A 12,679-nucleotide genomic window follows, 5' to 3' on the forward strand; every position below is an offset into this window, starting at 1 on the left:
CTTTGAATATTGATGTAGATGAGAAAAAATTTGAAGTCAATAATTTAAAGGAATATTTGGATGCAGTTTCAAAATTTCAAGAGAAAAAGAATTGGCAAGGCAGCAATGTTGAGTTTTTCTTTAGAGGTCAAGCAAATTCAAAGTGGGCTATTGCACCCAGTATATTTAGAGAAGATAATCTGAGCATAGAATATAGAATGATCAGAGAAGCAATTCAACGAACCCCTTCTTTATCAAAAACTGATTTTATGGACTTAGATAATTTAACAGTTCTTCAACACTACGGACTTAGTACAAGAATTTTAGATTTGACATTGAATCCTTTAATCGCATTATATTTTGCTTGTCAGCCTTCAGAATCAATTGAAAAAATAGACTCAAATCGAATTTTGAATGCACCCCCAGAGGATGATTCAATATATTATGCAAAAGTGAAAAAAGATAATGGAGTTGTTTATGGTGCATGGGATAGGGGAGTTTATTATAATGCACCTGAAGTCAATTTTGTTGTAAATTTATGTGAACTTGGTCTTGACGAACTTGTTCCTGAAAAGATATTGAAAATATTTGACAAACATTTCGGCTATTTTAAAGAAAGTGGAATGGAAGTGAATGAACGATATTACCAAATGTTTTCTTTTCTTCAAAACAGTAAATTTATTTTATCGAGTTATAATAATGAGCGTCTTGTCTCCCAAAGCGGTGCGTTTTTATTTCCGGGATTTGAAGTCGAAGTAGATAATTCTAATTATTCAAAATCCAGAATCAGCCCGGGAATCAGAGATTTAAGAATTGATTTTCAAGAAATGTTTATAATTCCTTTTGATAAAAAAGAGTCAATATTGAAAGAACTCGACAGATTGAATATCAACGAAGCATCTGTATTTCCAGAACTGGAACATAAATTAAAATATATAAAATACAAAAATCAATCGTTAAAAGATGATGTTTCCTTTTATCCAATGTTCCATCACTGTGTCATTAAAGATTTTTCTCATTATAGCGGATACAGATGTCCAAAAAACATTAACCTTGCTTCTGGTATGACAGGAGTTAGTGGAAAAATGATTTCATTGGTTTCAACACCCGATGAAAAATTCAATGCCAAAATGGATTTCCCTTCAAGAAATGAAAAAATTGAAAAACACATGAATTACATTATATTAAATGAGATTGCCCTTGTTTCTAATAGAAACTATTATTCTAAAGTAATAAAAGAACTCTTCATAAATAAAGAAGAAAACTGGTATGAAGACACCACGGAAATAATTAAACTAAAAAAACAAATTGAAGAGATTTTGATTAGTTGTGGTTATGCTTTAGAAATCCGTCAGCAAAAAGCTGAAAACATCATATTAAACATTATAACTTCATTTAAAACAGTTCCATTAGATTAATAATTTCACCTTGCTTGAATTTCTTTTATAAAAGTAAGATATATCTTTTTAATAATGAAGCCCATAAGTTCTATTAAAAAATCAAAGGAACATATTATGCAAAATACTATAAAGATTTCAGATGGACAAATACCTGCAAATTTAGAAGGAATTGTTCGAAATCTACCTCTCCGGAAAACTGAAGCGTTATTACCCGTTTATGAGGCTGTTGTTAATTCAATTCAGGCTATTGATGAAAGAAAAGATTTGGAGATGGCAGATGGAAACATTTCTGTAATAATTAATAGGGGATTGCATAAAAATTTGAATGGTGAAAAAGACGATACAATTGTAGGTTTTGAAATTCGAGATAATGGATGCGGTTTCGATGAAATAAATTATCAATCTTTTTTAAATTTGCACAGTCCTCATAAATGGGAAATTGGAGGAAAAGGCATTGGACGATTTACTTGGCTAAAAGTATTTGAAAAGGTTGAGATTGAAAGTGTTTTTTTAGAAAAAGGTCAAAAATTTAAAAGAATAATTACATTTACAACAAAAGGAATTGTTGGTCAGGAACCAGTAAAAACAGAAGAGGATATCCAAACTTGTGTGAAACTAATTGGATTTAAAAATGAATATAGACAGCAAGAAAGTGCATTTCGAACAACTGAAAAAATTGCACAACGCATATTAGAGCACTGTTTGTCTTATTACGTTGGAGATAATTATCCACATATTCATACAATTAGCGAAGAAGTTTCAAAAGATTTAACATCCATGTTTAATGAATTAAAAAATGGGATCAGAGAAGAAAATTTTAAACTGGCAAATATTGATTTTAAACTAATTCATGTAATTATGTTTAATACAGTTCAAGATTTGAATAAATCAATATTATGCGCACACAATAGAGCAGTTTCATCTCATAAAATTGATTTTTTAGAAAAGACATCATTGTCTTTTGCAGGTAAAAAATGTTATTATTCGGCATATATTTTAAGTGATTATTTAGATGAGAATGTTGAGTCTGATAGATTGAATTTTAGAATACCTTCAATACGTGATTTAGACACGGAAACATTCCCAGTTACAAGAGAGATGATTTTAAAAGAGGTTGAAAAACATTCTCGTCTTCACTTAAAAGAATATACAGAACAAGCTGAAAAAACTAAAAAAGATAAATTAAACCAATATTTTTTGCAGAATCCTCATTTCAAATTTGTATACAAATATTACTCAAAAGAAATACTTGATGAAATAAATCCGGAATCATCCGAAGAAAAAATTAATGACGTTTTATACAAGTATAAAGGAAAAGCTGAATACGAGAAGAGAAAAGAAGTTGAAAAGATACTTAAAACAAATAAACGTGAAGTTTTAAAGCAAAAAAACGAGGAGATTTTTAAACAATTGGATGAGCTACAAAAGGACAACTTAACCAGTTATGTTATTCATCGTAAATTGATCCTCGATTTATTTGAAAAATCATTAGAATTAAATGATGATGGCAAATATCCTTTTGAAAGAGAAATACACGATATAATATTCCCTCGGAAAACAGATTCTGAAAAAATAGATTATGATGATCATAATTTATGGTTAATTGATGAATCTCTTACATTCCATAGTTATGCTGCTTCAGATATGAAATTAAAGAATATATCCGATTCAGACAGCGATAATCGACCAGATGTAATAATTTTTTCAGAAGTTAACGAAAATAATTCAAATATTTGCAATTCGGTTTCAATAATTGAACTAAAGAGATCACAAACAGATGATAGAGATATTGTTAATCAATTATACACCTATATTGAAAATATTCAAAACTGCACAATAAAAAGAGAAAATGGAAGGGACATCAAAACAACTGATTCTACAAAATTTTTCTGTTATGCTCTTTGTGATCCGGATGATAAAATAAAACAAACATTGAAAAGACATAAATTTAAAGAAATGTACAATGGGGCAGGATATTATTTATTCCACGAAGATTACAATGCATACATGGAAGTCTTATCTTATGATTGGATAAGTGTAAACGCAAAACAAAGATTGAAAATTTACTTTGAGAAATTGGGAATATAATTTATAGAAAGTATCAATTCAATAAACTTAACAGCCACAATAATCCCAAAATAATCGGCTGATGCCCCAAATAAATCAAAAGAGAATGCCTCCCAATCCAAGAAATCCCCTTCAAAACCGGAGGCTCATTTTTCAAAAAAGACAATAATCCTCGCCGTTCTCCTTTCGGATATAACCATGCCCCCGCAGCAACCCCGATCAAAACAACCCCGAACCAAGGAAACAGCGGCTCATAATCCAACGCATAAAACCCGTAAGGATGAATTCCCAAAGGAACTGTCCAAATCGGCCCGCTCATTTTTTCAACAATCTTTGAAGCCAAAATCACCGCGATTCCGAAAATAAACGGGAGAAGCCATGCCGACTTTTCTTTATATTTTCCCGAAATTTGCGCCTCTTTTGTAAAACTTAACAGAAAAGGCACGGCGAGAATTGTTGAAATTCCGATCAAATGAAGAACGCCGAAAAGAATCGCGCCGTCATGCGGATAAATCCAAGTAACCGCCGTGATGATCAATCCGACGGCAAAAATGAAGGTGCCTCTTTTGATGAGTTTTTTCGTTAAAGTTTCGGCATCTTTTGTTTTGGATGCGGAAAGAGCAAGCGAAACGCCGGCGATGAAAATGAACATGATTGTGATGGGAAAACCGTAGAGCTGCTGCGGCCAAAACCAAGCGGGCATTTCCCGAATTCCGAAATATTCGAGGTCGAAAAGGAAATGATAAATGACCATGAGAAAGACGGCGATTCCCCGGAAAACGTCGAGTTCGTAGAATCTGGGCGAAGAGGCGGATGAAGACACAGTTGAATTTTTGGAGATTGGGAGGATGTTCACGATTGCAAATCCGATTGAAATATTACGATTGAAATTCTATATGTGATATTATTTTTGATATTATATATCTTGTTTTTTTGATTGAATTAAAATTTAAAAACATATTTGAATGAAGACATCTAAGATTAAGCACTTGAAATTCACCGAAAATAAAATTAAAAAATAAAAGAGAAAACAATGTCGGAAAAGTCAAAAAAGCTTCAAATCAAAAACAGTACGGCAGAATTTTTAATTTTCACATCACAGTCCGGCAGCGGAGCGATTGAAGTTCGTGTTGAAGATGAAACGGTTTGGCTTTCTCAAAAATTGATGGCGGAATTATTTGAAGTTGAAACTCACACAATTAATGAACATCTGAAAAATATCTACAAAACAGAAGAACTGAATGAAGAGGCAACTATTCGGAATTTCCGAATAGTTCAAAATGAAAACGGTCGAGCCGTTTCAAGAGCAATCAAATTCTACAATTTAGATGTAATCATCGCTGTCGGCTTCAAAGTCAACAATACCCGTGCCGTTCAATTCCGCCAATGGGCAATTACAATTCTTCGAGATTATTCACTCAAGGGATATGTCTTGGACAAAGAACGCATGAAAAACGGCAGTTTCCTAAACGAAAACTATTATGACCAACTTCTGGAAGAGATCCGCGAAATCAGAGCAAGCGAACGCCGCTTTTACCAAAAAATCACGGATATTTACGCAACGGCTATGGATTATAATCCGGATGCACCGACAACGAAGACCTTTTTCGCAGCCGTTCAAAATAAACTTCATTATGCTGTTCACAGTCAAACCGCGGCCGAGCTCATTATGAACCGGGCTGACAGCGAAAAAGAACACATGGGATTATCGACTTGGAAAAATGCGCCCGACGGAAAAATAATTCGCAGTGACGTAACTGTCGCAAAAAATTATCTGACCGCCTGCGAATCTAAAGAAATGAACCAAATTGTTTCCATGTATTTGGATTATGCCGAGCTGCAGGCCAAAAAGAAGATCCCGATGACAATGCAAGATTGGGCGGAAAAGTTGAACGCTTTCCTTCAATTCAACGAACAGGAAATTTTAGAAGACAGCGGCAAAGTCACCGCCGAAATCGCTCGCGCTTTTGCAGAAAGTGAATTTGAAAAATATCGTATTATTCAGGATCGTGAGTATGAAAGCGATTTCGACCGAATGGTTAGAGAAGCGGGCGAGAATTATTTAGTTTGAACCATAATTTAAACTCAATTAATTTTATACTTTGATAACCGAAGAAACTTGAATATTTCTAACATGATTTATTTCAAAACAATCATCAGCCCATACAAATCCGACTCAGGCTTCGGCGGATTCAAAACATCCCCCTTCAAAATCTTTTCTTCAGGATAACCTAATTCTTCCAAAGAATAAACATCCGCTTTAACAGAAAATTCCTTCAAAACCTCACAAACCTCACTCGCCCCGAACTTCTCATCCGGCAGCAAAAACACATTCTTCCCGAGCCGAATTTCACGAATCAATTCATCCTTGGCGGAATCAATTTCTTTTCTTCCGTGCGCCGTCACGCATGAAAAATTCGTCAGATTTACTTTCAAACGGGCGCAGGCTACTTGAAATGAAGAGATTCCGGGAATCACAATATCATTATCAGTTGCAAATTTACCGAGTCCCGAAAACATCGGATCGCCGGTTGACAAAATGACGGCGTCAGCCGGCAGAAAATGAATATTTTTGTAATCTTTGATTGTATCAATCGGCGTATTTTCCGGGATGTAAGGCTTCGCCAATTCCAAAGCGCGGCCTGAGCCGTAAACGACTGATGCTTTTTGAATCGCTTCAATTCCTTCCGCGGTCAGCATTTTAGGACCGACACCGACACCGACAACAATCATTTATTTTCCTCGCCAGATTCATTTTCATGGGTTTCGTTTTCACGGATTTCATTTTCAGGATTTTCGTTTTCATCTGATTCATCTTCACTTGATTCGTCTTCATCAACTTTTTCCCAAATAATTTCAACTTCGTCCTCGACTGTATCGTCTTCATCTTTATACTCATTTTCATTTCGAGCGTAAAAGATTGCAAAAGCAACGATCAACAAACCGCCGACGATTAAAACGAGCTGACCTCTTAAACTTAAGACATCGGTTGAACCGGAAAATAAAAGAAAAATGCCGAAAAACGTCGATATAAAACCCAATGCTGCAAGAATAAACGCCGGTATTGCTCTTTTCATATCCATAATAATCACTCGGTTCATAACACGTTTCAAGCATTTTTATTTGTTTCCTCTCGCCCGTAAATACAGAGAGGAGCAATCAATAATACGCCGACAATCATCCAAAAGAATTGATTATAAGAAGTTGAGATTGAATTGATGTCAGCTGTTGACAATAAAATATAACCGTTCCAAATGATCAGAATAAAGCCGACAACGGCAAGAAATTGCAATATTCTTAAGGGATCCATGAAAATCACTCAATTTTTCATCAAATAATCAAATTCGCCCTTGCTGTCCATCAAAACAAGACCTTCTCGATCAATGACAACAATGCGGGCGCCTTTTCCTTTTTTGACGCACATGTCAAACGCCTGCTTCAAAAGCGGATTCCCGGGATCTTTTTCAATCACTTCAACAACCGTTGCAAAACCGCTGTCTTTGAGCATATCGGGATTTCCCCACTTCAAAACAAGCCCCGGAAGACCGCAAACGACAATTTCTTCAGCGGAGACGGCAGCGTCAATGCCTTCAGAAATCCGGCTGCCGACCATCACAATTTCATAGCCCGGAAAAAGCATGCTTGATGTCGCCATCCCCTGGCGGCCGGTTGTCAAAACCACTTTCTTGGCGTTTTGAATCAAAACATCTTTCATTTCACCGAGATGATCGTTCCACGGCTCAACGAAACCGGTGGTTCCGAGAATCGAAATGCCGCCGACAATTCCGATTTTTTCATTCAGCGTTTTTTTGCTGAGCGCGACGCCATCGGGAATGTAAATGCTGACAATGATTGCGGATTCTTTTTTCACGCAAATTTCATTGAATAAACCGACTTCCTGAAGCGCTTCTTTGACAGATTCGCGAATCTGAGCCAACGGTTTCGGGTTGATCGCATATTCGCCGACACGCGTCTCAAAGCCGGCGCGCTGAATAATTCCGACACCGATGCCGCCGGTAACAAAAATATTATCAACGGCTTTTGCTTTTTCCGCCGAAAATTCGGAATCCTTCGGATTTACTTTTTGGACTTTGGCGCAAAAAAGAACATCGCGCGTGATATCGGATTCGTGATCATTGTAAACTTTTCGAACGCCGGCATCGCCGTCTTTTGCGGATTCAACCGGCATCTCGGCACGCAAACCGATTGTTGTCGGAACCGAGATAATTGTTCCGTTTGAAAGCGTTTTGCCGAGTGACAGCGTTGCTGCTTTGGCGGCGGCGGCGGCCGTTGTTCCCGTCGTGAAGCCGCGCTTTAAGAAAGATCCGTCGCTTAAAACAACAATTAACCCGCGGCTGACCAAATCTTCGACTTCCGCTCTCGGAAGCGTTGATTTTGCAAGCCATTCTTCGGGAATTTCAAAATCGTTGACGGGATCTTTCATAATAATCGCACGACTCTTAAATTATTTTAACAAATTATTAAATAATCTTAAAAATAAAAAAGTGAAGTAAACCGGAGTTTACTGTTTCTTCTTTTCATTGGCAATCGCAATGATTTCATTGACACAGGCAACCGCCATCGGCGTTCCGCCGCGAGTTCCGACGCAAGTAATCGACGGAATGGGAATTTCCATGTCTCTGACAATTTCCTTAGACTCGGCGGCATTGACAAAACCGACCGGTGTCGCAACGATTAAAGCCGGTCTGAGACCGCGTTCAATGAGTCTTGAAACGGTAATTGCGGCAGAAGGAGCGTTGCCGATTGCAATAATTGCGCCGTTTAATCTGTCGCGCGCTGCCAAATAACCGGCAGACGTTCTTGTGATGCCGTATTTTTTGGCGATTTCAGCGTCTTTGTCTCCATCCAAAACACAAATGATTTCGGAATCGTGGCCGATCTTGGTAATGCCGGCTTTCACCATGCTGATGTCGGTAAAAATCGGCGCGCCTTTTTCAATTGCAACGACTCCGGCTGCAATCGGATCATGACGGAATTCCATGATGTCGGCAACGGAAATGTCGCCGGTTGCCACAGCGCAGCGCTGACGGATCCGGTCTTCAGGCGTTTTGTTGCCGACCACGCCTTCAATGTACGTGCGGCTTTTCATGTAAATGGTTTTAGCTTCATCCGTTCCCGCGCCGAAATCTTTGCAGGAATCTGCAAAAGCCTGATCAATCTCAATCGTTACAACGGCCAACTCGTCTAAAGTACCGTAGTTTTTATTTGCATCTGTCATAATTTGCCCCGTGTTTTACTCTGTTAATTATTGATAATAATTATTGATAAGTTTAATCTCACGGCTCAGTATTCATACTTTCGGTGGTAACCGCGCGGCGTGATAATTCTGTCACCGTTGGGACTGTTCCAAATACGTGAGTCGCTGTTGCAGACAAGAATCGCCGTTCTCATGTCCACCCAATCATTGTATTTCAAAACTTCACCAAGCGTTGTCACGATATATTCCTGTTCGTCACCGCGAAGCGCGTTCTTCACCAAACCAACCGGAACGGAATCGTCACGGTTTTTGCGGATAATTTCAATCGCGCGCTCAAAATTGGATGTTCTTTGGCGGCTCTTGGGGTTGTAAAGAGAAATAATAAAGTCCGCACCGGCTGCAGCGGCGAGTCTCTTTTCAATCACTTCCCACGGCGTGAGCAAATCGCTTAAACTGATTGTTGCCGCGTCAACGACAACGGGCGCGCCGAGAACGCTGGCCGCTGCAAGCATCGCCGTGACGCCCGGAACGACTTCAATGTCGACATCCAAATTGTTGCTCTCGGCAACCTCAATCACAATGCCTGCCATGCCGTAAACGTTCGCGTCGCCGCCGCTGACCATAACAGCGACATGGTTTTCTGCAAGCTTCACCGCTTCTTTGGCGCGGTCTACTTCTTTGCCCATGCTGCTGCGGTAAATATTCTGCGTCGTCAGCAAATCTTCAATCTGATCCAAATACGTGTCATTTCCGAGAACATAATCGGCATTTAAAATAACGTCTCTCGCATGCACTGTCAATTGCTCGACCGAACCCGGACCGATTCCGACAATGTATAACTTTCCTTTCTTTTCATTCTGCAACGGCAATTGTAACTCTCCCGTAAACTTTTTTCTTTGAAATTAATTTTTTATGATTTGATAAAGCTAAAGCGGCGGGCTCAGCCACGCCTTTGAGACCGAATCTTCCGGCCTGCGATTCCGACTCGGGATTCGTTTCATTCAAAACATCATCCGGCAAAAACCGGATTTCTTTTCCCATTGATTGAATCGCTTGAATCAATCCTTCCTCATCCGCTTTCAGCGTCGAAGAAGCAAACCGGTCAATGTCTGACAAAGACAAATTCAAATCGGACAGCATCAAATTGACAGCGTCAAGAACTTCCTGCGCTGTTACACCGCGGCGGGCACCGATTCCGACAATCATTTCATCACACACGATATTCACTGATTTCGTATTATAATTTTCATTCTTTTTTGACCGCGTCAATTTCATCCAAAGTCGCTGTTGTCCCGTCTTTTCTCTTTACGAGAACAGAAACATTCTCATCGACCACAATGATTTTCGGGCCTTTCACTTCCAAAACCTCGACTTCTTGGTCCAAAAGCGCGCAATTCACTTCAATCGTAGACTTGCGGTTTCGAACATCACACCCGAGTTTTTCTGCAATTCCTTCAACGGACGGTTTTTGATGGACCTCCGTTGCTGTCGTAATCACGGGAACCGCGCCGAGTTCGGCGATTCTGCGCGCGATCTCGTTGCCGCCGTGATGGCCGCCGAGAACGGGAATTGCGAAATTCAATCCGGAATCAACGACAATCAAAGCCGGATCTTCCCATTTGCTGCCGAGATACGGCGCGATTTCGCGAACGGCGATTCCGCTTGCAAAAACCGCGACAACGGCGTTATAAACTGAAAAAATGTCTTTGAAAATAGCTTTTTCATACAAAACGACCTCCCCGTTCAGATGATCGGCCAATTTTTGAGCAACGTCTTTGTTCCGCTCAAACGTGACAACAGCAATTTTCAAATCCATATTCAATCACAAATCAGTCTATACTATTAGTCCAAAGGACCCTGTTTCACGCCGTACAAATATGATTTGGCATAATTTTTCGGATCGACAACGTCGCCGATAATAATCATCGCGGACCTCTTAATGCCGGCAGCCTTCACTTTTTGAGCGATATCGTCAACCGTTCCGCGAATAACTTCCTCATTTTCCCAGGACGCGTGGAAAACAACGGCAGCCGGTGTGTCTCTCGGACATCTGACCTTTGCCATAATTTCTTCAATCTTTTGCGTTCCCAAGAAAATAGCCATGGTACAGCCCATTTCCGAAAATTCCGGAATCTGGTCTTTTTCAAGCGTTGTTCCGGCAGGTCTTGTAATAATTAAAGAATCAGACACATTGTTCAGCGTAAACTGTGTCTCAAGCGCTGCTGCCACCGCAAACACGGAAGATACGCCCGGTACGCGCTCAGCGGTGATGCCGACCTTTTTCAGCTCTTCCGTCTGCTCGACAATGGAGCCGTAAAGCGCAGGGTCGCCGCTGTGAAGCCGGACAACTGTTTTGCCCGCATTCACCGCGTTCACCGTCAATTCCGTTGTTTCGTCAAGCGTTAAACCGTAACTGTCAACACATTCGCCTTTTGTGTATTCCAAAACTTTCGGATTCACCAACGAACCGGCATAAATGACCAAATCGGCTGCCTCAAGGAGTTCTTTTCCTTTGACCGTAATGAGTTTTTCATCGCCCGGACCGGCGCCGACAATATAAATTTTCTTTTCGCTCATCTTCATCGCCTCATTTTTTTCCGTAAACGATGCTGAAATAGTTTCCTTCTTCTGGAATGTTTTCTTTGCCCTTGATAATGATTTCCTTATCGGAGAACAAACGCTCGGCGAAGATGAATTCCGTATATCCTTCTTTTTCAAAGCGTTTGATAATTTCCTGCGGGTGGCGGGCTTTTAAGTGAATCAAATAATTGATGTCGGAAACGCCGTCATGCACTTCAAAAGAGGTTTCAACAGCAGTGCCCATTCTGGCCGCGCAGGATGTAATTGAGCTGATGCCGGGAACGGTTTCCACTTCAACATCAGGCGCAACATCAGCCATGACTTTTTTCATGTGCGTGAATGTTGAGAAAAAGTTCGGATCACCGATTAAACAGAAAGCGACATCGCCTTTTCGGGCGTATTCGGCAACGTTTTCCGCGTTTGCCGTCCAGATTTCTTTGAGCTTTTGCTCATCATGAATCATGGGAAAATCCAAAATTTCAGGCTCTTCCGTGACATACGGGCGAACAAGTTCAGCCGCCATTTCTCCCGGAACAAACACTTTAACACTTTCTTTCAAAATTCTGACCGCTTTCAGCGTCAACAATTCCGGATCCCCCGGACCTAATCCGATACCGTATAACATTTGGTTTTCACCTTTTCAAAAATTGATATAATTCGTATAAATGTAATAAATCGTAATAAAATCTTGTGCCTTTTTTCACATTTTATTTTATATGTTTCATTGTTTATTCATTGCTTTTGCTTTCCCGACATGATATAAACCGGATTTTCAGGTTTAAAATACGTCTCGCCCGTCAGCTCTTCGCTTCGGGAAGCAATAATGTGAACCGTCTCGTCATAAATGCCGCGCTTTTTCATATGTTCAATGACCCGGACAACCGTTTCAATGCGAACGGCGTTGACAATAATAGAGCGCGCGCCCTTTTCAATCAAAGCGTCCAAAACGGCGGTAATATTTTTGGTGCCGCCGACAAAAGCGCAGTCAACCTTTTCTAAGTTTGAAATGACTTCGGAAGATTCGCCGGAAATAACTTCCGCGTTCTCGATTCCGAAATTTTTAAAATTCTGCGTCGCCGCGTCAACAGCGACATCGCGCGCATCCATCGCATAAATTTTAAGATTTTTCGCAAGGCGCGTGGCTTCAATGGAAATCAAACCGGTACCGCAGCCGACATCGGCAAAAACGTCTCCGTCTTTGATATCCAATTTAAAAAGAGAAACTGCAATAATTTCCGGTTTCGTCGGTCCCCCCGAAACACCGATCAATTCAGGCATATTTTCATAAACTCCGTTCTTTTTGAAATCTATTTTTGAAACCTATAATCCTTTTAATTTGTTTTATAGCTTTTCCTTAATTTTTGGAAGCCATGTCTAATTTTAAGATTTTGTCAAGTAAAATTGTGCGGTTTACTTTTGAGACAGAAAATCGGAA

The 12,679-nt window shown here is 39.8% G+C and carries 14 protein-coding genes; 3 read left to right on the forward strand and 11 right to left on the reverse strand.

Annotated features, from left to right (window positions below; translation table 11 throughout):
- Positions 1 to 2: 2 nt before the first annotated feature.
- Both C7391_RS00495 and C7391_RS00500 read left to right on the forward strand, forming a co-directional pair.
- Positions 3 to 1,397: an FRG domain-containing protein gene (locus tag C7391_RS00495; RefSeq protein ID WP_133516588.1), complete on the forward strand. Its 1,395-nt coding sequence runs from the start codon at positions 3 to 5 to the stop codon at positions 1,395 to 1,397.
- A 96-nt stretch (positions 1,398 to 1,493) separates the two neighbouring features.
- Complete coding sequence (locus tag C7391_RS00500; RefSeq protein ID WP_166627336.1) at positions 1,494 to 3,467, forward strand: ATP-binding protein; 1,974 nt, start codon at positions 1,494 to 1,496, stop codon at positions 3,465 to 3,467.
- A 13-nt stretch (positions 3,468 to 3,480) separates the two neighbouring features.
- Here C7391_RS00500 and C7391_RS00505 read toward each other — a convergent pair whose 3' ends face one another.
- Positions 3,481 to 4,302 (reverse strand): heparan-alpha-glucosaminide N-acetyltransferase, encoded by an 822-nt coding sequence (locus C7391_RS00505; RefSeq protein WP_166627337.1) that lies wholly within the window; start codon positions 4,300 to 4,302, stop codon positions 3,481 to 3,483.
- Positions 4,303 to 4,479: 177 nt separating this feature from the next.
- Between C7391_RS00505 and C7391_RS00510 the strand changes: the two genes are divergently transcribed.
- The gene (locus C7391_RS00510) at positions 4,480 to 5,517 is read left to right on the forward strand and encodes a virulence RhuM family protein (protein WP_133516591.1); all 1,038 of its coding nucleotides are present in this window, start codon (positions 4,480 to 4,482) and stop codon (positions 5,515 to 5,517) included.
- Positions 5,518 to 5,585: 68 nt separating this feature from the next.
- On the opposite strand, the gene C7391_RS00515 is transcribed toward C7391_RS00510, so the two are convergent.
- From C7391_RS00515 to cbiT, 10 genes are all read right to left on the reverse strand, one after another.
- Positions 5,586 to 6,179, reverse strand: coding sequence for a cobalt-precorrin-7 (C(5))-methyltransferase (locus tag C7391_RS00515; RefSeq protein WP_133516592.1), 594 nt, complete (start codon positions 6,177 to 6,179; stop codon positions 5,586 to 5,588).
- Entirely contained in the window at positions 6,176 to 6,529 is a 354-nt protein-coding gene (locus tag C7391_RS00520; RefSeq protein ID WP_133516593.1) for a hypothetical protein, read from the reverse strand. The genes C7391_RS00515 and C7391_RS00520 overlap by 4 nt, the downstream gene beginning before the upstream one ends.
- Positions 6,530 to 6,765: 236 nt before the next feature.
- A complete protein-coding gene (locus tag C7391_RS00525) occupies positions 6,766 to 7,890 on the reverse strand; it encodes a cobalt-precorrin-5B (C(1))-methyltransferase (RefSeq protein WP_133516594.1) in 1,125 nt (374 codons plus the stop codon).
- A gap of 78 nt (positions 7,891 to 7,968) precedes the next feature.
- A complete protein-coding gene (locus tag C7391_RS00530; protein WP_133516595.1) occupies positions 7,969 to 8,685 on the reverse strand; it encodes a precorrin-8X methylmutase in 717 nt (238 codons plus the stop codon).
- Between the two features lie 65 nt (positions 8,686 to 8,750).
- Positions 8,751 to 9,533, reverse strand: coding sequence for a precorrin-3B C(17)-methyltransferase (cobJ, locus tag C7391_RS00535; protein ID WP_133516596.1), 783 nt, complete (start codon positions 9,531 to 9,533; stop codon positions 8,751 to 8,753).
- On the reverse strand, positions 9,517 to 9,882 hold the full coding sequence (locus tag C7391_RS00540) for a cobalamin biosynthesis protein (RefSeq protein WP_243726293.1): 366 nt from the start codon (positions 9,880 to 9,882) through the stop codon (positions 9,517 to 9,519). The genes cobJ and C7391_RS00540 overlap by 17 nt, the downstream gene beginning before the upstream one ends.
- A gap of 28 nt (positions 9,883 to 9,910) precedes the next feature.
- On the reverse strand, positions 9,911 to 10,480 hold the full coding sequence (locus tag C7391_RS00545) for a cobalamin biosynthesis protein CbiG (RefSeq protein ID WP_133516597.1): 570 nt from the start codon (positions 10,478 to 10,480) through the stop codon (positions 9,911 to 9,913).
- Positions 10,481 to 10,506: 26 nt separating this feature from the next.
- Positions 10,507 to 11,241: a cobalt-precorrin-4/precorrin-4 C(11)-methyltransferase gene (locus C7391_RS00550; RefSeq protein ID WP_133516598.1), complete on the reverse strand. Its 735-nt coding sequence runs from the start codon at positions 11,239 to 11,241 to the stop codon at positions 10,507 to 10,509.
- Positions 11,242 to 11,251: 10 nt separating this feature from the next.
- Positions 11,252 to 11,869 carry a cobalt-factor II C(20)-methyltransferase gene (locus C7391_RS00555; RefSeq protein ID WP_133516599.1) on the reverse strand — a complete coding sequence of 206 codons (618 nt, stop codon included), beginning with the start codon at positions 11,867 to 11,869 and terminating at the stop codon, positions 11,252 to 11,254.
- A gap of 107 nt (positions 11,870 to 11,976) precedes the next feature.
- Positions 11,977 to 12,555 (reverse strand): precorrin-6Y C5,15-methyltransferase (decarboxylating) subunit CbiT, encoded by a 579-nt coding sequence (gene cbiT, locus C7391_RS00560; protein WP_223610976.1) that lies wholly within the window; start codon positions 12,553 to 12,555, stop codon positions 11,977 to 11,979.
- Between the last annotated feature and the right edge of the window lie 124 nt (positions 12,556 to 12,679).

It is taken from the genome of Methanimicrococcus blatticola (assembly GCF_004363215.1).
In the GTDB taxonomy this organism is placed as follows: Archaea; Halobacteriota; Methanosarcinia; order Methanosarcinales; family Methanosarcinaceae; genus Methanimicrococcus; species Methanimicrococcus blatticola.

Bases quoted from the DNA above. Each gene is read 5' to 3' on its own strand.
- C7391_RS00555 (WP_133516599.1), bottom strand. From the start codon at position 11,869: ATGTTATACGGTATCGGATTAGGTCCGGGGGATCCGGAATTGTTGACG.
- C7391_RS00515 (WP_133516592.1), bottom strand. From the start codon at position 6,179: ATGATTGTTGTCGGTGTCGGTGTCGGTCCTAAAATGCTGACCGCGGAA.
- C7391_RS00550 (WP_133516598.1), bottom strand. From the start codon at position 11,241: ATGAGCGAAAAGAAAATTTATATTGTCGGCGCCGGTCCGGGCGATGAA.
- C7391_RS00510 (WP_133516591.1), top strand. From the start codon at position 4,480: ATGTCGGAAAAGTCAAAAAAGCTTCAAATCAAAAACAGTACGGCAGAA.
- C7391_RS00525 (WP_133516594.1), bottom strand. From the start codon at position 7,890: ATGAAAGATCCCGTCAACGATTTTGAAATTCCCGAAGAATGGCTTGCA.
- C7391_RS00500 (WP_166627336.1), top strand. From the start codon at position 1,494: ATGCAAAATACTATAAAGATTTCAGATGGACAAATACCTGCAAATTTA.
- C7391_RS00545 (WP_133516597.1), bottom strand. From the start codon at position 10,480: ATGGATTTGAAAATTGCTGTTGTCACGTTTGAGCGGAACAAAGACGTT.
- C7391_RS00530 (WP_133516595.1), bottom strand. From the start codon at position 8,685: ATGACAGATGCAAATAAAAACTACGGTACTTTAGACGAGTTGGCCGTT.
- C7391_RS00520 (WP_133516593.1), bottom strand. From the start codon at position 6,529: ATGGATATGAAAAGAGCAATACCGGCGTTTATTCTTGCAGCATTGGGT.